The organism is Flexithrix dorotheae DSM 6795, assembly GCF_000379765.1.
Lineage (GTDB): Bacteria > Bacteroidota > Bacteroidia > Cytophagales > Flammeovirgaceae > Flexithrix > Flexithrix dorotheae.
This window is the reverse complement of the sequence record NZ_KB903520.1, coordinates 286,508-306,689: the sequence shown is the minus strand read 5'-3', so window position 1 is coordinate 306,689 and position 20,182 is coordinate 286,508. Positions and strand designations below refer to the sequence as shown.

The 20,182-nt window shown below is 35.2% G+C and carries 17 protein-coding genes; 7 read left to right on the top strand and 10 right to left on the bottom strand.

Annotated features, from left to right (window positions below):
- Nucleotides 1-7 precede the first annotated feature (7 nt).
- Both A3EM_RS0140840 and A3EM_RS0140835 read right to left on the bottom strand, forming a co-directional pair.
- The gene (locus A3EM_RS0140840; RefSeq protein WP_020534026.1) at nucleotides 8-304 is read right to left on the bottom strand and encodes a HigA family addiction module antitoxin; all 297 of its coding nucleotides are present in this window, start codon (nucleotides 302-304) and stop codon (nucleotides 8-10) included.
- 16 nt (nucleotides 305-320) lie between these two features.
- Nucleotides 321-539 carry a hypothetical protein gene (locus A3EM_RS0140835; RefSeq protein ID WP_020534025.1) on the bottom strand — a complete coding sequence of 73 codons (219 nt, stop codon included), beginning with the start codon at nucleotides 537-539 and terminating at the stop codon, nucleotides 321-323.
- A 174-nt stretch (nucleotides 540-713) separates the two neighbouring features.
- On the opposite strand from A3EM_RS0140835, the gene A3EM_RS0140830 reads away from it, so the two are divergent.
- Complete coding sequence (locus A3EM_RS0140830) at nucleotides 714-1,496, top strand: hypothetical protein (RefSeq protein ID WP_020534024.1); 783 nt, start codon at nucleotides 714-716, stop codon at nucleotides 1,494-1,496.
- A gap of 600 nt (nucleotides 1,497-2,096) precedes the next feature.
- On the opposite strand, the gene dnaG is transcribed toward A3EM_RS0140830, so the two are convergent.
- The 4 genes from dnaG to A3EM_RS47945 all read right to left on the bottom strand — a co-directional run bounded on the left by dnaG (nucleotide 2,097) and on the right by A3EM_RS47945 (nucleotide 7,329).
- A complete protein-coding gene (dnaG, locus tag A3EM_RS0140825; protein ID WP_020534023.1) occupies nucleotides 2,097-5,648 on the bottom strand; it encodes a DNA primase in 3,552 nt (1,183 codons plus the stop codon).
- 4 nt (nucleotides 5,649-5,652) lie between these two features.
- A complete protein-coding gene (locus tag A3EM_RS0140820; protein WP_020534022.1) occupies nucleotides 5,653-5,838 on the bottom strand; it encodes a hypothetical protein in 186 nt (61 codons plus the stop codon).
- A 142-nt stretch (nucleotides 5,839-5,980) separates the two neighbouring features.
- Nucleotides 5,981-7,168, bottom strand: a complete 1,188-nt coding sequence (locus A3EM_RS0140815) for a CGNR zinc finger domain-containing protein (RefSeq protein WP_020534021.1) — start codon at nucleotides 7,166-7,168, stop codon at nucleotides 5,981-5,983.
- A 20-nt stretch (nucleotides 7,169-7,188) separates the two neighbouring features.
- Nucleotides 7,189-7,329 carry a hypothetical protein gene (locus tag A3EM_RS47945; protein ID WP_020534020.1) on the bottom strand — a complete coding sequence of 47 codons (141 nt, stop codon included), beginning with the start codon at nucleotides 7,327-7,329 and terminating at the stop codon, nucleotides 7,189-7,191.
- A gap of 115 nt (nucleotides 7,330-7,444) precedes the next feature.
- Here A3EM_RS47945 and A3EM_RS0140805 point away from each other — a divergent pair, with 115 nt between their 5' ends.
- Nucleotides 7,445-7,933: a hypothetical protein gene (locus tag A3EM_RS0140805; RefSeq protein ID WP_020534019.1), complete on the top strand. Its 489-nt coding sequence runs from the start codon at nucleotides 7,445-7,447 to the stop codon at nucleotides 7,931-7,933.
- A gap of 145 nt (nucleotides 7,934-8,078) precedes the next feature.
- Here the strand turns inward: A3EM_RS0140805 and A3EM_RS0140795 are convergent, their stop codons facing one another.
- The 3 genes from A3EM_RS0140795 to A3EM_RS0140785 form a co-directional block, all read right to left on the bottom strand.
- Entirely contained in the window at nucleotides 8,079-9,281 is a 1,203-nt protein-coding gene (locus A3EM_RS0140795; protein WP_020534017.1) for an FG-GAP repeat domain-containing protein, read from the bottom strand.
- A gap of 26 nt (nucleotides 9,282-9,307) precedes the next feature.
- Nucleotides 9,308-12,841 carry a PVC-type heme-binding CxxCH protein gene (locus A3EM_RS46835; protein WP_083925393.1) on the bottom strand — a complete coding sequence of 1,178 codons (3,534 nt, stop codon included), beginning with the start codon at nucleotides 12,839-12,841 and terminating at the stop codon, nucleotides 9,308-9,310.
- 122 nt (nucleotides 12,842-12,963) lie between these two features.
- Nucleotides 12,964-13,590 carry an N-acetylmuramoyl-L-alanine amidase gene (locus A3EM_RS0140785; protein ID WP_020534015.1) on the bottom strand — a complete coding sequence of 209 codons (627 nt, stop codon included), beginning with the start codon at nucleotides 13,588-13,590 and terminating at the stop codon, nucleotides 12,964-12,966.
- Nucleotides 13,591-13,826: 236 nt separating this feature from the next.
- Between A3EM_RS0140785 and A3EM_RS0140780 the strand changes: the two genes are divergently transcribed.
- On the top strand, nucleotides 13,827-14,480 hold the full coding sequence (locus tag A3EM_RS0140780; RefSeq protein WP_020534014.1) for a hypothetical protein: 654 nt from the start codon (nucleotides 13,827-13,829) through the stop codon (nucleotides 14,478-14,480).
- Between the two features lie 949 nt (nucleotides 14,481-15,429).
- On the opposite strand, the gene A3EM_RS0140775 is transcribed toward A3EM_RS0140780, so the two are convergent.
- Nucleotides 15,430-15,858 (bottom strand): hypothetical protein, encoded by a 429-nt coding sequence (locus A3EM_RS0140775; RefSeq protein ID WP_020534013.1) that lies wholly within the window; start codon nucleotides 15,856-15,858, stop codon nucleotides 15,430-15,432.
- A 189-nt stretch (nucleotides 15,859-16,047) separates the two neighbouring features.
- Between A3EM_RS0140775 and A3EM_RS0140770 the strand changes: the two genes are divergently transcribed.
- From A3EM_RS0140770 to ccsA, 4 genes are all read left to right on the top strand, one after another.
- Nucleotides 16,048-17,229 carry an aspartate aminotransferase family protein gene (locus tag A3EM_RS0140770; protein ID WP_020534012.1) on the top strand — a complete coding sequence of 394 codons (1,182 nt, stop codon included), beginning with the start codon at nucleotides 16,048-16,050 and terminating at the stop codon, nucleotides 17,227-17,229.
- Between the two features lie 679 nt (nucleotides 17,230-17,908).
- Nucleotides 17,909-18,703: a thymidylate synthase gene (locus A3EM_RS0140765; protein ID WP_020534011.1), complete on the top strand. Its 795-nt coding sequence runs from the start codon at nucleotides 17,909-17,911 to the stop codon at nucleotides 18,701-18,703.
- A gap of 20 nt (nucleotides 18,704-18,723) precedes the next feature.
- Nucleotides 18,724-19,392 carry a heme exporter protein CcmB gene (locus tag A3EM_RS0140760; protein ID WP_020534010.1) on the top strand — a complete coding sequence of 223 codons (669 nt, stop codon included), beginning with the start codon at nucleotides 18,724-18,726 and terminating at the stop codon, nucleotides 19,390-19,392.
- 46 nt (nucleotides 19,393-19,438) lie between these two features.
- Complete coding sequence (gene ccsA / locus A3EM_RS0140755; protein ID WP_020534009.1) at nucleotides 19,439-20,122, top strand: cytochrome c biogenesis protein CcsA; 684 nt, start codon at nucleotides 19,439-19,441, stop codon at nucleotides 20,120-20,122.
- Nucleotides 20,123-20,182 lie beyond the last annotated feature (60 nt).

The window sequence follows — 20,182 nt, the reverse complement described above, 5'->3', positions numbered from 1 at the left end:
TTAAATCCTACACTAAATCCACAATAGTCTGGATGTTATTCAATTCAGTTTGTTTATTATTTTGTTCCTCCTCCAGGTCATAATCATCCTGTAAGCCAAGCCAGAATTTAGCTGAAGTACCAAAATATTTTGAGAATCTTAATGCAGTATCAGCTGTTATTCTTCTCTTTCCTTTTACAATTTCTCTGATTCTGGTTTGAGGGATAAGAGTATCTTTGGAAAGCTTGTATTGAGAAATATTCATAGGCTCCAAAAATTCCTCTTTTAAAATTTCACCAGGATGGATATTCTTTAATTTTTTCATTGGGAAAAATGAAGTTTTATTTAATAGCTCTCAGTTGCTGATAAGTTTCATTTATTCTTACAATATCACCTTCAACAATAGCCTTCTTTGCGTTATCAATATGAATTCCAATCACTGTTTTTGCAAATAATATAGTTTGTTTAGGCAAATTTCGGTCATCATAACTTTCTTTCAAATTTGTGCATCTTTTAATCTCTTCCTTAAGTTTTTCAATTTGAATTTCAGTATTTTCCATTTTAACCAGATTATTTAAAAGCCTATTATTATATTAATATTCTGTGCTTTAAACGAATATATATTATATTCTAAAGCTTAAAATTGAAATTTATCTTGCGCAGGCATTATCTGCATTGCAATATTAACTTTTATCTGTTTAATTAGTATTCCCTTCTAAATTCTACTAATAATTATGGAAACAATATACATTCCCAACACCCAAATTTATCTGGAGACAAATTTAAGCCTTTCTCAATTTTTAAGTAAAGTAAAACACGTCCGTCAGATAAGAACCAATGATGAACCTTTATTTTTTTCATTATATCCTGTTGATCAGGCTGAACTAGACCAGAATTATAAAATATGGCAATATGCTAATGGAGATTTTAATGTTTTAAATAATGATTTTGCTAAGGTATTTGTGGTAAAATTCCCGAAATCACTTTACCTCTTTTTAAGGTACTCTTCGTATGAACAGGTTATGAAATCTATCATTCTTGCATTAACAGGGTTTTATGCCAGCATATCGGTAAATAAGAAAGAGATGGAACACCAGCTTCATCCGGAGATAATGAAAGCCGTCAAAAAATATCATAAGGACAATTTCAGGGAATTTGAAGTCCAGGAAATAATCAGAAATGACAAAGCCAAAACAGAAGATATTTTTAACCCTGAGCATTATATAATTCCTGACCCATTTAATGAACATTTTGACAGTTTTTACAAAATAAATGGAGGAAGTCCTGAACTCATTCCCTTTATTTATCCAGAACATGATTTTAGATTTCGGCCCTCTGGTCCTACCTCTTTTGGGGGTGAATTTAATGGTAGAATAGAATATTCCTACTTTACAAATAAAGATTGGGAAAGAATAATTTTAAGAGGTATAAAGGATGACTTAAAAAGAGCTGAAAGTTTAGAAAAACCCTGGAAAGCATGGATTGAGAGGATCAACCCTGAAGGCAGACCTTTGTAAGAATTTTTGCACTTATCCAACATCATCACCATTTTTCAAGAGAAAATTTCCACATACTTTATACAGTAATAATTTTTACCCCCGTATATTTCCTGTTTCCTATATCCTATATCCTATTACAATTTTATAAAACCATAAAACACTGGATACTAACAAGTTGAAATATTAACATATTAAAATAGTCCAAGAAATACAGCAAAATCTTTCAGGAAATAGCAGGAAACAGCCTAAATTTTCAGGAAAATGAATTTTCACTGGTTTTACCAAACTCCTTTTTTTGCAGTGTGTTTCCTGCTATTTCCTGTTATTTCCTGCCTGTTTCCTGAAAATAAGTGTAACTATTCTAATATCACAAAATCATAAATCATTGATTATTAATAAATTATAAAATCTATAATTATTAATTAGGAAATAGGAAACTCAATCTTGGAAATACATGGGGTATTTTGAAAAACCTGATAAAATATGATTTTCTATTTTAGTCGGCTGCTTTTCTGAAAACTCATACTTCAAGGCTGTTTTTTGTACTTTTTATAGATTAAATAAAAAAGGGAAGTCCATTCCTGAACCTCCCTTCTTTGCTATTATTTTTTTCTTTTCTTATATCAAACCCTGCTTTTCCTCCAAATAAATTTTACCTTCTGCAATACGATAAGTAAACTTTCCTTCCATACCATTGGCTTCCTGGCAATATTTGGATACACTTTCTCTAAACTTATCTTCTGGCATTGGAGGTGTTTTATCCATATTGAAAATCACCCATAGTTGTTTGATTTCATATCCCCTATTTGGCATCAATGTTTTCAATATAAAATCATATACCATTTCTTTTGCTTTGCCATTCAAGTGAGGGGGAACAATCAACCCTGGATCATCATGAGCAGTCAAATCTTCTACATAATTTCCCCATCTCATTTCTATATCCAAATCCCGTAGTATTTCATAGTTCAAAACAATAGCTGAAGTTCCTTTAATATTGGCTTCAATAAATTCCACATTTTTTGTCCTTAACCCCAACTTATAGCCTTCCGGAGTATTTTCACCGTTTTTACAAGCCCTATGTGATAAAAGCATTTCTTTTAAGTCAGATTCATTGAATGGGTGTTTTTGCTGACGTATACAAGCCTGACGATAATAAGGCATGATGGCTCTCAATCTTAAAAATAATTTGGTTACACCATCTTTTTCTTTTTGGATTTTATAATGAATACCTGGTTGAATATCCTGTGCACCCATAATTACTTCAAAAAACTGTGAAACTTCATCCGCAACCGCCTTAATGGATATTTTCTGAAGCGTATTAGATAAAATATTTTGATAAGCTTGTTCAAATTCAAAGGGAAATTCCAATCCTGCATCCATCAGAATTTTCATGGGAGCTAATACTGAAATGGCATTTTTGATCACTCTGCTTTCCTTTATATTTGGTATAGTTCCTTTTCTAATTTCTTCATCTAAATCAGCGGATAACCTTTGTGATAATTCTTTAAAGGAATTGAGGTAATTCTTTTTTATTTCTGCTCTATATCCCAGTAAATCAACGGTTATCTGTGTAGTAAATCCTTTATTTTCATATTCATTTAATTCTGCAAGTTTTTCGTCAGTTCCTTTTGTACTGCCATCAAATTTTAATACCAATACCCTGTCATTTAATCCGGTATCAAAACTTGCACTATCCTGACCACTAATCATTGTTCCATTTTCATTCTTTTCGTTACTGTAATTATAATTTCCACCTCTCCTGATTTTACGTTCTGTACCATCGGCTATACCTTTTAGCATTTCAGTTTTTCCCTTATCATTTTTCAGTTCCCTGGATAATTCATCAAACCAGATAATGGCATTTTTGAATTTGTTTGCAAACTCCATCATACCAGATAAAGTACTATTGGAAAGGTTCATTCCATTGTGACCATTATGTTCTATTCCAAACATTCTGCTTAAACTCCTGGCTGCTGTGGATTTACCATTATTAGGTGTTCCCCACAAATTGAGTAGCGGGATATAAGTGCTGTTTTTACCGAAAATTATATCATGGTTCAGGGACATCAGGTAGTAGCCAATCAAAATGTAAGCGTTTTCCTTATGTACCTCCATCATTAAGGTTGACCATTTATGAAAATTAATCTCCTGATTAGGTACATATTCAAATCGCTTATGGTCTTTGTAATTTTTTTTCGAAGTATCAATCTTGCTTTTATTAGCAAAGGGTAAAAAGAAAAATGTGAGTGTAAAAACCTTGTTATTTTCAATCAGGAAATCCAGTTGATCAGTTCCTAATTGTTCTATGGCTTTGGATGGATTTTGAAGCGCAACTTCTTTTCCATTTATTTCAATAACACTTTCCGGTGAGATTGATTTGAATGCTTCTAATGAGGTGATTTTGTTCTTTATGCTTACTACTCCAAACTTATCAGGTGTATAAAAATGATTGTTTTTTACAATGCCATTGGCCCATATATACATATCATACTCTACATTATACCCTAATTTTTGGGGTTCAATAGCCTTCTTTACATTTCCTCTAAGTTTGAGGTTGATTTTGTCCAAATGCATACCGGTACCTTCAAAAACAAATCTTCCGTGGAGCCTTCCTATAACTTTCTTAAACTCTGATGCAAGAGTGGTTTCATCTGCTGTGTAAGCTTTAATATGCACATTTCCGAAAGTGTTTGAAATACGGATAACATAAAGGGGAATATGATCTGTTTCTATGTAATACAAATACTCCATCTTAAATGTACAAATTCGCCTGGGTTTTCCCTTATCATGGGTATAATAGCAATTATCCTCTTCGTAAAATCCGTATTCAAAAAAATCTTCTCGGTTATCCTCCCCGATGTCAAGCTCCTCCTGTTTTTTCCTTTTTTTGAGTTTATATTTTTCAAAATCCTCCCAATCTTCCACCAATTGTTCGTAATAAACTTCTCTGGTAGTATCATCTTCCAAAAGCTCCACTATTCTTCCTAACTCAGTCATTGCTTCAACCTTTTCTTTTGGGGATGAACTGGCTTTTTCCATACTGGTTTTGAGCAGGAATTCACTGATATAATCCTGTTCTTCATGTAACCAGCTTTGGGTTTGGTCACTGGTTTTATGCTTTAATTGGTCATCCGGATCCTTACCTCTTTCCGGAATCAGTACACTTACATGCAATCCATTTTTGATAAATAATTCTGCATTTCTATGCAAAGCTTTCATGCCCGCTGGATCTGCATCAGGGACAATACAGACCGTATCTGTAAACTTTTTTATGAGTTTGATTTGATTCTTGGTCAAAGCAGTACCACAGGGAGCCACCACATTTTCAATTCCATGTTGGTGAAACCGGAGTACATCTGTAGAACCTTCTACCAGGTAGACTTTAGCATTTTTGGTAATGGTATTTTGTGCTTTATGGATACCATATAAATGGTCACCTTTATGCCAAATGGTTTCTGGAGAATTGATGTATTTTGGTGGGATATATTTGCCTGCAGCTTTTCGGGCTTCTTTTTCCTCATCAGATAAATCTTTAATTGTTCTGGCTGTAAAGGCTACTACATTTCCCCTGTAATCGTGAATGGGGAATATGATTCTATCTCTATAGGTATCGAAAAAGCCATTTTTTCCTTCTTTGGCCAGTCCTGCCTTTTGAATCATTTCTGAGGAGTATTGTGCTTTTTTGGCGACACTAAAAAAGGAATTGGTTTCACAAGTGTAACCAACCTGGAATTTATTTAATATCTCTGGATCTAATTTCCTTGATTTAATCCAGGTTTCAGGTATATTATTGGCAAAAAACTGGTCTGTGGCAAACTTTAAAAATAGCCTAAGAGCCTCTTTTTCCTTTTGCTCTTTTTTCAGGTTTTCTTCCTGTTCTGGTGACAGGTTTTCATACACAATTTCTATATGATGATCCTTGGCTAATTTGATGACAGCTTCCTGAAAAGATAGCTTTTCTGTTTCCATAATGAAGGTAATGCCATCACCAGCTTTTCCAGAGCTGAAACACTTGAAGATGTTTTTGGAAGGTGAAATGGAAAAAGAGGGTGTTTTCTCATCTGTAAATGGGCTTAGTCCCATATTCTTTTTGAGCTGGACTTTTCCAGACACTATTTCTCCAATAGGCAGTTCCCTGACCTTTTGGATAGTTACTTCACTGATATACATTCTGCTATGGTTTTGTTAAAGGGACTGGTTCTTTTGAGGTATTAAAATGAGCATTTAATACCCCCACCCCTTCATCGTAATCATCGGTTTTAGTGGTTGGCTTCTTTATATTTTTAGCATATAATCTTTGGATTGATGCTACTAGGAATGAAATGGCTTTCAGGTTAGGATCGAATTGGATTACTTTCATTTTATTCTTGTTTATTGGAATCAAACAAAATATTTGCAAATACATTAAGATTTTTATATCTTAATGTTGTCAAATAATGAAAGCAGCCATTTCATTATAGTAATGCTGTAAAACAGCCGTATATAAAATTTTATACGGTTGTTTAATTAGAATTAACCCATTCGACTGTATTGGAAAAATCATGGTCATTTGTGTGTATGACCCATTTTTTCTTTTTAAGTTTATTTACTTTGTTCATCTTTTTTCTCATTCTCGCAGCACATTCACCAGAGCAATATTTTCTTTTATTTCTGCCAGGCACTTCCTTTCTGAGGTCCACATAAAATGGGGCTTCGCAATCATCTGCCTGGCAAATTCGCTCTTCTAAAAAGCCTTTTTCATCGGAGATAACAGTTGTATCTGCCTCTACAACCGTTGTATCCTTATTATCAAATATATTGGAGTCGTTTTTAGGAAATGAGCTTCCATTCAATTTCGGAGGATAATTTGAAAGGGTAGAAAACGATGGATATTCAGTTGGAGAAGTTGGATTTTTAGGTCCAGGGTTGTTGGAAACTGCCACTTTCCCGGCAAAACTATGTTTCCAAATCCCACAAAACAGGAATACAATTAAGCAAATGATAGTGCCACCTCTTCCGGTTTTGATCATTTGATTTCTTTTACCTTCAATAGCCGCTTTTTGTTCTGAATAATCCTGATTGAGCCTTGTTATTTGCTGTTGTAATAAGGCAATTGTCGCTTTATCGGTCTCAGGTTCATATCCATATTTTTTATAGCTATCCAGTAACTGGCCTGCTGAACCGGGCACAAAGGTATGCTCACAAATATTATTGACCTGGTGCTTGGCATTATGAGTAGCACACCAACGATAGGAGAGTAAAATATTTCTGATAGATCCCTGAAGAGAATCTTCCTTTTGCTGCGCAAAAACCGGTTTTTCATATACCGTTTCTGCAAGAGGAGAGATACCATTCCAGTCTGTATAAATATTTAGACAAATCAGAAGGATTAAAGGATATAAGAATTCATCCATCTTTTTCTCACTCATCCAAAGGGAAGCGGTATGATTGGTTAAAAGGAAAATGGCTACACTGACACTACATGTCCCCAAACAAGCCAGGATAAACCCATATTCCAGATTATTGATGATTTCAAAACTGGCCCACCATTTATAGGAAAGTACTGTGGAAACCACCAGAGCTAATATTTCAGGAATGGTAAGGAGATAGTAAAACTTAATGTACCTGCTAAAAAATGATTTATTGGCGTATTTTTTTTGGAAAACACCAACCATTTCCTCCTCATTGAAATTCAGTATATTTATCTTCATCTTCTTGATTTTTAAATGCTCTAATTTTCTTTATTAGCCTCTCTCTTTTTCCGGTAGCACTTTTTCACCCGTTCAGAATTGTTTCTCAGTTGTTCTCTGGCAATTTTTTTCACTCCCTCCAGATCTCCTTCCTTGGCCAGTTCGAATATCCGTTTGTACATTTTTTTGGATTTTAATATTAATTGGGAATCATAGTGTATATTTTATTGTATATTTGTATATGTAATTATACGTATAATAAATTATACACTACAATGATAATTTGTTTATACAAAAATGTCAAATTTAATATACTATAAAATTCCTGAAATTATGAAGTATTCTGATAGATGGGATTATGTTCTTAAAGTTAAACGGTTCAGTGTCAGCACGTTTTCCTCTGAAGTTGGTATTACAAGAGCAACTTATTATAATTGGAAAAATACTGGCAATTTTCCTGACCAAGCATCAATTAAGGCTATTAAAGAAATAATCCCTGACTTAAACTGGAATTGGTTGTTTTTTGATGAAGGAGCTCCATTTCTAGAAAAAATTGACAGAAATCCGGTCTTACTAGAGGAAGATCAGGAAAAAGTTACAGAAAATGAGGTACATGAAACCGTTACAACAGTCCGTGTACCAAAAACCGAATGGGACCTTGAATTAATTTCAAGAATTGAAAGGTTAGAGGCAATCGTAATAAATAAAGAGGCCGAGTTGGCTATACCGGGAAAGATTAAGGTGTACCTCAGGCCAAAATTGTATTTAAATAAACATGCCGCATGATAATACAATTTTGGGTACACCCAGACCATAGACGAAATTAAACATGGTTTAAATGGCCTCCCGCAAAGATTTTATCCAGGTTCGAGTCCTGGCAAGATCACTAAAAAAGCCTTCAAAAATGAAGGCTTTTTTTGCTTTTCCGCACTTATTGATTCTCAAAATAAAACACGCCTTTTTTGTTGGCAACGATAATATCAGGCCTCTGATCACCATTCATATCTTCGGTTACTACTTGCAGGCCCACTCCTGAATCATCATCAATTAAATGCGGTATCCAGGTGGGTTTATTTCCATTTTCTCTTTTAAACTCAAACCAATAAAGTACTGCGGGTTCTTTTCCACCCGGATCTTTTCCATGATGCGCATAAAACCGTTTTCCTGTAATTAAGTCTGGCAAATCGTCCCCATTCATATCTGTAAAAGCAACTCCATGAGTCTGCGAAAAATCTTTTTGTATTTCATGTGTCTCGAATGTAGCAGTTCCATCTTCAGTAATCACCTGCTCATGCCACCAGATTCCATAATCATGGGCTGATGCAGATATGATATCATTATCTCCATCATTATCAAAATCGTAGGCATACATCTGTGAACAGGGCTCTCCCAAAGCCGCCTGATGAAATTTCCAGGGCAATTCCTGCGTATTTTCTGGCGCTTCCCACCAACCATCCTTGATTATTACATCTGTTCTGCCATCCTTATTTACATCTCCGGCACCAAGTCCATGAGAGAACTTATTTGTGCCTGGTGAATTTTCATGGCTAAGCGCAAAACCCTTCCAGGTGACTTCCTCCTGATTTATGGAGTTTTGAAACCACATCATTCTGCCTGTATTTTCATTTCCAAATACCAAATCGCTTTTACCATTGCCATCCAGGTCAACCATCATTGGAGATTCATTACAAACATTGGTATCAATTAAATGTTCGGACCAGTGGCCTGGCTGCCCTTTTGGATTTTCATACCAAAACACATTTTTCCCGGGAAAACCCACATTAATTATATCCACCCAGCCGTCTTCATTTACATCCATAGGAAAATTCAAAAAAGCATCACTCCATTCTTTGGTGTAATCAAAAGTTTTAGGTGTTCTGTATTCATGGGATTTCCAATCCGGAGCTTCAAACCAATAAGCACCTGCGATAATATCTTTCTTACCATCGTGATTGACATCCCCCACCGCAACACCCTCGGAAATAAATGTAGAGTGAATCACATGTTTTACAAATTTCACTTCCTTTGTTTCTGTTATTCCTCCTCTTTCTGATCGCTCACAGGCAAAAAAGGATATCGGAAGAACAGTACTTACCAACAGGTAAATTAAATTATTTTTGATTGATACTTTCATGATTCAAGGTTGTACTGAATAATTTTTTAATTCTGACTAAGTAAAAAGGAAAGCAATGCATAATATTCATTTTCAGGAATCACTTCTCCAAAATGGTCTGGCATAAGGGTAAAAGGACTTGCCTTTTTCTCTACGACTTCTTTTTTAGGTAAAGAAAATTCCTGACCACTGGCATTCGCAAACACAAGTAACTCCCCTTCTTCACGCCTAAATAATCCCGTTTTTATATTCCCATCTTTGGTCTTTATGCTATAATTTATAAAGGCTTTGGATATATTCCTATTCGGATCTAAAATCTTTTCGGTAAGAGAATGAGCGCCCCAATTGCCTATTCCATCAAGTTGCGGTCCGATTATCCCTCCATTGCCTTCTATCTGATGACAGGGAGAACAATACTGGACAAAGGCTTTTTGTCCCTGCTCCACATTTCCTTTTTCTGGTGAAAATTTTGCCACACGAGCATCAATTAACTTTTGGGTTTCCTCACTTAGAGGGCTAAGATTGGCTGTCAATTCTTCATATTCAACTTTCTGATTGTCTCCCATGTTCAATTCCACTTTCTCTTTAATTTGCCTTTCCAGCAATATTCTGGGGTTGACTTTTCCCTCCCTCGCAGCTGACAATAATTTCCCTATACCTTCTTTGGAATTAGCCATTGATTGTACAATTTCCTTTTGAGTCTGGTATTCAAAATTTCCCAAAACACGCTCTAAAATCGATAGTGCCTGAGCAGAGGAATCATCTCCTAAGGCTACCAGCAATTTTTGTTTTAACAATTGATTTTCGAGACTATCCATGGCAATTTGTTCGAAAAGAGGGTATGCAGCACGAGCCTTGATTTTTAGCAGGGCCTCACCTGCCTTCGCTCTTGCCAAAATATCCGAAGTTTCGGATGACAATAATTGATTTAAGGAGGAAAACAGACTTGAAAAATTATATTCTTCGGCCAAATTACAGGCAAAAATCTGTCTTTCTGCCATTTGAGCTAAATCCTGAGCAGGTAATTTTAGCACATCAGGACTAAACTCACCGATAGCAATAAATTCTCCTCTTTCATCAGACCCGTCTGTCACTTCTAAGTATCCAATTTCACCAGCATAATCTCCAGTGTTTAGGATAACTGTTTCTCCTGCATTTTCCTTTTCTATTTCGACAACTTCAATTATTTGACCTGTCTGTGCCAACTTCAGGATCACCTGGTTTTTGGAGGGAGAAACTTCCTGATTCGGGTTTGCTTTATTTTTATGCCCGGCCAAATAAAAAGACAATTTTTCAGGGATACTAAAGGGATAAGAAACAAGTGTACTCGCATGATGGCCCTGGTTCATCTGATCACTTGAAATTAGTTGAATGTTTTCCTTTGTGTCTTTTGTTTGGTATTGAATCAATTGCCATGAATTTTCTTTATAAGGCAGATTTCCGCTGGGCGTAACTTTCCATGATTCTTCTGCCGTAGCCACTCCACTCAAAAAGTTTTCGGCCAGCTTCAATCCCCAGTTTTTGCCCTTTGCACTCATCTGTCCACCTCTTTGGGCAATTCCCTCCTGAATTTTCAGAAATAGATTATATTGAAAATCAAGGTCATTTCCAGCTTTATTTTGCACGGATACCACCATTTGGTCAAGTTGATTTTCGGGTAAGTACCGTGCAACATGACGTGTATAATTCAAATAAGCCTCCTTTGCTTCATCATTATTTTTTAAGTATTGCCATAAAAAATAAGCTGACTCTTCAGAATATACACCAACTAAAACATCGGCAATATCACTGGCATGTGCTGCATTCCACATTTCATTGGAAGTTGCAGCCCACATCACTTCTTTGTTCCGGAAATGATCACGGAGCCCCTGCCTTATGGCATAAAGCAAATGAGAATCTCCTTCCGTAATCCTTTCCTTTTCATTGAGTAATAAAGATACCTGGTCAAATTGAGGATGTTTGGCCAAAATCATTACTGCCGCCCTCTTTAGATGCGGTTCTGATTCCTCTAAAGCTCCTTGCACCATATTGATTAATGTTTCATCAAGTTCCTCATATTCAAACATTATTCTTAAGGCATGAACTCTAATGTTAAGCTCATCATGTCTCGCCATTTTGATCATTAATTCATTGGAAAAAGACTCGAATCGGTATAACAACCACATGGCCTGAATGCTTGCCAAAGGACTTGTTTGCTCATTTTCTAATATGGCCTTCAGGTCAGGGATAGCCTCCATACCAAACCGGTCAGCAATCTGGTTGGCAATAGTCATTCTCAAAGACAGGTTAGGATGATTTAAACCGGCCAAAAGCTCCTCTAAATTCGCTTTTGACCAGTCTTTATATTCCGTTTTAGTCTGATGATCATTACCTGTGTAAATAATTCTCCAGATTCTTCCTCTTTGTCTGTCTCTCCCAGGATGATCCAATGGAACTTCGTAGTGTCCTATTATTCTATTATAAAAATCGGCAATATAAAGGGCTCCATCAGGCCCAAGTTTGACATCCACCGGCCTGAACCAGGGATCTTCACTGATCAGAAAATCAGGTTCCTGGGTAACTTCCGGAGTAGTGCCATTCATTTTAATGGTATTTCTGTAAACCCTGCACTTTACCACATCCCCCATATAAAAGCTGTTTTGATATTCGGTGGGAAACTCAGGAGCAATATAATATTCTAATCCAGCCAAAGCGGTGGAACCATGGTTATAATTCATCATGGCAGGGGCAAAACCAATTCCTGTGGGCTGTTTTCCAAAATGAGGATAATCCCCACCTCTGATTAATTGATAAATAGGATTCGTATGGCAATCCACGGAATAAGTATATCCCAACTCATCATATGCATAGCCAAAAGGGTTAACCCTGCCGGTGGTGGTAAATTCAATGTGACTTCCATCAGACCGAAATCGGAAAGTATTACCCGAATTCATCACAATAGTATCTCCGTCAGTTCCAGCTACTTTTGATTGATTAGCAAAGCCATGATCTGCATGGATCCATCCGTCCCAGCCTTTCACAAAATTATTAATCATGCCATGTGTATCCTTATATTCAAATTCTCCAAAAAGCACCTTTCTTTCATCCACCTGATCATCTCCATTGTGATCCACAAAATGATAAATATTTGGGATACTATAGGCCAGTGCCCCATTATTAACTGGCAAAATCCCAATGGGAATATTAAGGGAATCCGCAAAAACGGTAAACTTATCAGCCTTGCCATCTTTATCTGTATCTTCCAAAATAGTGATTTTATCCTTCCCCATTCCTGTGGTATCGGCAAAGGGATATTCATAGGATTGTGTGACCCACATTCTCCCCCTGGCATCAAATGCCATATTCAATGGTTTGCCAATATCAGGTTCAGATGCAAATAACTGGATTTCAAAGCCTGGTGGTAATTCAAAGCCCAATAATTCCTCTGTAGGACTTCTCGCTTCGGTTGTTCTGATGTTTTTGCTAAATTCTTCTTCAGCAACTGACATTTTCTCATTTTGCTTCTCGCAGCTTCCTACGAAAAATAGCATAATTCCCAGTACAAGATGGGAAAGGTTTGTTAGTTTTTGATGATATTTCATTTTCAATTATTATGATATTACTTATCCTCCCAATATAAGAATTTCTTCTCTATTGAACACTAGAGTTTAGTAATCATCTACCATAATTTTGAAAAAAAACAAGGAAGATTGGTAAATAAAAATTACCTTAAATTTTTAGTTCTGGTTTCAATATGGATCATTGCTTTGATATAACTATCGGCAATTCTGTCCCGGCCTTCTTTTGTCATTAAATACTTTTTGCATTCTTCTTCATTATCCATAAAAAAATTTTCTATCAAAATGGCTGGCATTCTCGTATGCCTTATGATAAAAAACGGACTTTCTTTATCAGGATCCCCATCACTTAAATCCATTCTGAATCTTGCTTCCGGAAATTCTTCCGCCATTTTTTCTATAAAGATCGTGGCAATTTTATCGCTTTTGGTTTCTCCGGGTGTTGTAAAAATTTCTATTCCAGATCCTCCGCCTGCATTGGCATGCACACTGACCAAAATACAATTTTCCTTTTCATGCCAGTCATTTGCCCTCAAAACTCTTTTTGACAGACTAATATCCTCCTCTTCAGGGCAAATATTTACTGTTCTGATACCATAATAATTTGCCTTTTCAATGACACGGCTAACAATTCCCCGATTAAACTCTCCTTCAAACAATTGACCCCAGGGCTTTTTAAATTCAGGAGATCGTTTACCCCCTGTCTGGTATTCTCCGTTGATGACACCCCCATGCCCACTATCTAACAACCACAAAAACTTACTTTTGGCCATTTTTTATTAGTTTTGATTAGTAAGAATATGAATATAGAGAAATATTATCTACATAAAAAACACTTTTATAGAATATCTGGATTGCAATTAATCAAATTCGTTTTGAAAATCATAAAACACTAAAAATTTTCATTAGCTTAGTAAGTAGTTGAACAGATTAAATTTAAAATTTTATATTTTCTAAGATCATTTTTCCTGTTTTCAATTGAGGTGGTCATTAAGGTTATTTTCCATAAATGGTTAAAAGAACTCTTTTATATTTTCTTAGCTTTATATTGGTTTTTTCCTGTTCAAAAAAGGAGGAATCTAAAAAAATTTCAGGTCACTCAACCGATACTGTTGAAAAGGTAAATAGATCTACTGAATTAATTCCCGAACCAGATATTATTGAAAGGTTAAAATACCAAAAAACCGAAATTGATTCTCTTATCTCAAAGAAGGAATTATCATTAGAGGTATATGCCAAAATCATTGGAGAGGAAAAAACCGTTTTGGTAAAAAATGAAGATTGGCCAGAAAATATGGAAACAACTTTTAATATATGGAAAGATCGGGATGGAGAAATTCTTTTTATTGGGGAATATCCCATTAGCGAAAGTGGAGACTGGTTTATAGGCTATCATCACTATTTTGATGAATCGGGTAAAACCTTTGCTTTTGAAAGAATCACCAGCTTTTTTAATAGCAGTTGCACTGAAAGAGCCGCTAATGAAATCATCACTGATTTTTATAATAAAGACTTCAATAGAATTGACCGCATCTATCTTTTGAAAGATGAAAACGGACAAAATTTAAAAAAGGAAGAATGTGTCTTTAATTATGATTATCCTTATGAAGTGTTGGGAACACTGAATAAATATTTGATTAAAACCCAAATCCTATCCAAATAACGAAAAAACCAGTAACATTTCTCAATCCGTCCTAAACAACTCTGCATTGACCACAAACTTAGAAGGCTCTAATTCTTAGGCCTTTTTGAAAGATTCTTGTGAGTCCCAGGTTTTATTAACGTAATCCTTTTATAATTTGGACCTTTGCCTACCGAATATTGGAATACCCTGAATAAAAGAAAATATCGAAGAAATCAGATTCTCCATTTTTTAAATCCTTTGCCCCACTGCAATTAATTCCTTAAAGATCTTCCTAACCTTGATATAATTTTTAGAAGACCAGGGCTTTATAGAAAGCTACCCTCCAATCAATGATATTAAAAACAACGAATATCATAAGCGTAGCTTTTTAATTCACATTTTTGGGAATCATTTTCAGTAAAAAAAGGAGGGGTTTGCTTTATTATAAAGATTTTGATTAAAACCATTAGATGGTTTTCACTTATTTCCCTATATTGTTTATATAGCGTGTTTACAAGTTAGGTTCTTTATAAAATAAAAAAATGAGCATTAAAAATGCCCATCTTTTTCATGAAAACTAAAAACCCAAACTTTAAATCAATAATTATCTTTATTTCCTAATTCAGCTCTTTATCTTCTTTGATATTTATTTTTTTTTCTGATACAATTTTAAAATGTTCCGCTCACTTCACCTATAAATTTGGAGTGAACAGGAATATTTAAGAAGTAGAATTGGTATTTTGATGGATGATTTAACCTTTCCAAGTTAAACTTTGCCGTTTTTTAAATTAGTTTACTTGCTTAATTTATCCTAAATATTAGAACAAACTCTGAAGGAAATTTGAATTTTAGAGAAAACATCCATGTTTAAATCTAATAATTTCTTCAAATAATCCTAAATGTATAAAGACCCGTTGCAAATCTATAAAAATAAAATTTAAATTAAACCTGTTTTTTTAGATTGTTTATAATATCACTCTTAAATAAATCAATAACTGCCAGCAGCAATATCATTAAGGTAAAAAGAGCCTGTTGTTAGACAATAAATAATCTCCCCATTCTCATTTACAACTGTACCCAACGCTCCGAGGTTCTGTAATTTTTCCGTATGTTTTTTTACTCTGTCTATTGAAATATCTGTTTTTAAAACAATCTCTCCAAATGTGGCTTTTCCATTACATTCATTAATTATCCTGAGAATTCTTATCTCTTCCTCTTTGGTTCTTTGTTTGTCCAGCCAAAATTGTGTCCCACCGAATATCCCGAATAAACCAATTATTGGTACAAAAAGAAATTCTGGGACATGGTTATCAAAAATTCCATACATCGTTAGCCCTATCCCCCAACCCAGGCTGGCTAATGAGGCTAACCGTGTAAAAAATTTCCTCCAGCTCCATTTCATTTTAAATATACTCATGTTCCAATTTCCAAAATATTCCCTAAATGACAAAAATTAATTGAACAAAGGAAACATTTTTTATTTAAGTGGATATAATTCTGTTCAATCCCCCCAATACCTTATTCTACAAATAAAACTTCAATCTGGTATAAAACTAAACTGCTTTTTGTTTTTTTGCACTTTAATTAAAAAAAACGATTATCTAATATGCCTTCTGAAAGACAACTTTTCCTTGATCATCTTGCCCAAACCAGCGAATTTCCCTTAATGCTGGAAATTGAAAAAGCTAAAGGGGTTTATATGTTTGGAAAAAATGGAGAGAAATACATAGATCTCATTTCTGGTATTGGAGTGAGCAGTCTTGGGCATAGACATAAGGTAGTGACGAAGGCAGTCAAAAAACAACTTGATCGGTATTTACACCTAATGGTTTATGGCGAATTTGTACAATCTCCACAGGTAAAATTGGCCAAACTTCTGTCCGATCATTTACCTGAAAACCTGAACTCCACTTACTTAATGAACTCAGGCAGTGAAGCCATAGAAGGAGCCATGAAACTAGCCAAAAAAGTAACAGGTAGGATGGAAATCATTTCAGCCAAAAATGCTTACCATGGCTCCAGCCATGGGGCACTATCTATAGGGGGAAGTGAAGAATTCAAAAATGCGTTTAGGCCACTTTTGCCTGGGATAAAACAAATCACTTTTAATAACCACACAGATCTGGACAAAATTACCGAACAAACTGCCGCAGTGATTATTGAAACTATCCAGGGTGAAGGAGGAGTAATCGTACCAGATTTGGCATATATGCAGGCTTTGCGTGAAAAATGTACCAAAACCGGAGCCTTACTGGTATTGGATGAAATTCAGGTAGGTGTTGGGAGAACGGGAAAACTTTGGGCATTTGAGCATTTTGGAATTGTGCCAGATATTTTAACCCTGGCCAAAGGGCTTGGAGGAGGAATGCCCATAGGCGCATTTATTTCCAGCAAAAAAAATATGAACCTTTTTACAAACAATCCTATTCTGGGTCATATTTCCACCTTTGGGGGACATCCGGTTTCTGCTGCTGCTGCTTACGCTACCCTAAAACATATCACTGAAAAGAAACTATATAAGAGGGCTGAAAAGCTGGAAGCTTTATTTAAAAAGAACCTCATTCATCCTAAGATCAAATCGATTAGAAGCAAAGGACTTATGATGGCAGTGGAGTTTGATAGTTTTGAAACTCTAAAACCAATAATTGATAAAGCTATCGCACTTGGCACACTCACAGACTGGTTTCTTTATAATGATAAATCTATGCGAATTGCCCCACCTTTAATTATAACCAAAAAGGAGGTGGAAAAATCATGTAAGATAATTATGAAAGCGATTGGGAAATAAAAGAGCTAAATTCCCAAATTTGGAAAAAAAGTCTAAAATCAAGACAAAATTCCATAAATAAAAAATAAACTTTTTTTGGTTTAAACTTATTCACTAAATATCAAAAAAAACTTTTTTCATGTTTTTTTTCTAAGAAAACCATTTAATAGTCTGCATTTGGGCACTCATACACTAATTACCTTCGAATTACTAACATTACACAAAATGCATTACATTCAATCCACCTCACAATTTAAATTGTTTTTTAATTATCCAATCATTAATTTACCCTCAATCCCACTTTTTATTTTGTTGGCTTGTTACTTGTAACATTCCTGATAAACAATGACATTAATTAAAGTATTTATAAGCGAATATTTTTATTCAGACTTTTAAAATTTTAGTGTTAGGTTAAATAAGTGAGAGAGAGTTCGCTCACTGAATTCTCTTGAGCTTATATGATTGGATTCAATTGGAGTCGGTACTGATTTTATCGGTACTGACTTTTTTGATTTTTAGCTGTTCCATCTTTCATTTCTCTCCCTTTACCAAAATCAAAACCTCCCTTTTATAAACCTTTTGAGTTATCCGTCTATTTACTTTGGGATATTGGCATTAGAGCTTATTTTTGAAGCCATATTTAAAAAATGCTCCTGGTTTGAAAATGGGCGTTTTAGACTTTTATACAACAGGAATTTAGATGAAGCAGTATCATGATTTGTTAAGAACCATTTTAGAGAATGGTGTGGAAAAAGGAGACCGGACAGGAACTGGGACAAAAAGCATTTTTGGATACCAAATGCGATTTGATTTGGCAGAAGGTTTTCCAGTGCTGACTACAAAAAAATTACACCTAAGGTCTATTATTCATGAATTGCTTTGGTTTCTGATGGGTGAAACCAATATTAAATATTTAAAAGAAAATAAAGTAAGAATCTGGGATGAATGGGCAGATGAAAATGGTGAGTTAGGGCCTGTATATGGTTCTCAGTGGAGAAAATGGAAAGGGGAAGATGGAAAAATTCACGATCAGATCACCAACCTGATAGAGCAGATAAAAACCAATCCTAATTCACGAAGATTAATAGTAAGTGCCTGGAATGTTCCGGATATTCCTAATATGGCACTTCCACCCTGCCATGCTCTTTTTCAGTTTTATGTAGCTAATGGTAAACTTTCCTGCCAGTTGTACCAGCGAAGTGCGGATGTATTCCTGGGGGTTCCTTTCAATATTGCCTCCTATGCCCTGCTTACGATGATGGTGGCTCAGGTGTGTGAATTAAAACCGGGAGAATTTATCCATACCTTTGGAGATGCACACTTGTATAACAATCACTTTGAACAGGCTGAATTGCAACTTACCAGAGATTTCCGACCGTTGCCTAAAATGGAAATAAATCCTGACATAAAGGATATATTTAGCTTTAAATATGAAGATTTTAAACTAGTTGGATACGATCCTCATCCGCATATCAAAGCTGAAGTTTCTGTTTGATCATAAGGGAAAAAGAAATAATGTCGAGTTTTTTTTCGGAGGTAACTACACTGGTAAGAAAAGAGTTTGTACTGGAATGGCGGCAAAAATATGCCATTAACGGAATCATCCTATATGTGGTCAGTACAGTATTCGTCTGCTATCTGAGTTTTAATTTAAGAATTCCTGATGGAATTACCTGGAATGCCCTTTTCTGGATTATTCTCCTTTTTGGAGCACTCAATGCTGTTTCTAAAAGTTTTCAACAGGAAAGGGATGGAAGGCATTTTTTTTATTACCAACTGGTAAGCCCAGAAGCCATTATTGTTTCCAAAATTATTTACAACAGCCTTTTAATGTTGTTCATTTCTTTTGCAGGTTTATTTGTTTTCTCTCTGGTTTTGGGTAATCCGGTTCAGGATCATTTTTTATTTATAGTCAATTTGTTTTTAGGGGCTTTAGGATTTTCCTCTACCTTCACTATGATATCGGGAATTGCCTCAAAATCCACCAACAGTTCCACATTGATGTCAGTACTTGGGCTGCCTGTAATTATTCCAATGCTGTTGATGCTGATAAAGGTGTCAAAAAATGCCATGGACGGCCTGCAAAGAAATGTGAGCTATGATGAAATCATTACAATTTTTGCCATAAATACTATTATCCTGACAGTTTCAATAATATTATTTCCTTACCTTTGGAGGAGTTAATAGATTATCAAAAAGGCAGATAAGAGGGCTAAAAAAATAAAGAAGAATGAAACAGATAAAAGGGTTTTACTGGAAGCTAATTACGGTAATTTTACTGCTTTTCACCGTTATTGGAGGCTTGTTATTCGAGGTTCCCCGATTGAATATCCTGAATGAAACGGTTAGAAATCTTTATTTCCATGTTCCAATGTGGTTTGGAATGACCGTAATTCTTGGCGCTTCAGTTTTTTACTCTGTAAAATACCTTCAAAATCCACTTTCCAAATATGACATTCTTGCTGTAGAGTGTGCCAATGTAGGTATTTTATTTGGCATATTAGGTATGATTTCGGGCATGGTTTGGGCGCAATTTACCTGGGGTTCATACTGGAGTGGAGACCCTAAACAGAATGCAGCCGCTGTAGGGTTATTAATATACTTTGCCTATTCCATACTAAGAGGGCTTTTTCAGGATGAATCCCAACGCAACAGAATAAGCGCAATTTACAATATTTTTGCCTATGCTACTTTTATTCCCTTAATTTTCATTCTTCCAAGGCTTACAGATTCTTTACATCCGGGGAATGGAGGAAATCCGGGTTTTAATGCTTACGATTTGGATTCTAAATTAAGACTAGTCTTTTATCCTGCAGTTATTGCCTGGATTATGCTGGGTGGCTGGATTGTAAATGTTAGAGCCAGATTAAGGATGGCACAGCAGAAACTGGAAGACTTAGATATTTATCTATAATTGGAACTTTTAAGTAATTAGACAAAATTAAATATATTCAAATGTGCCACGACAAATTAA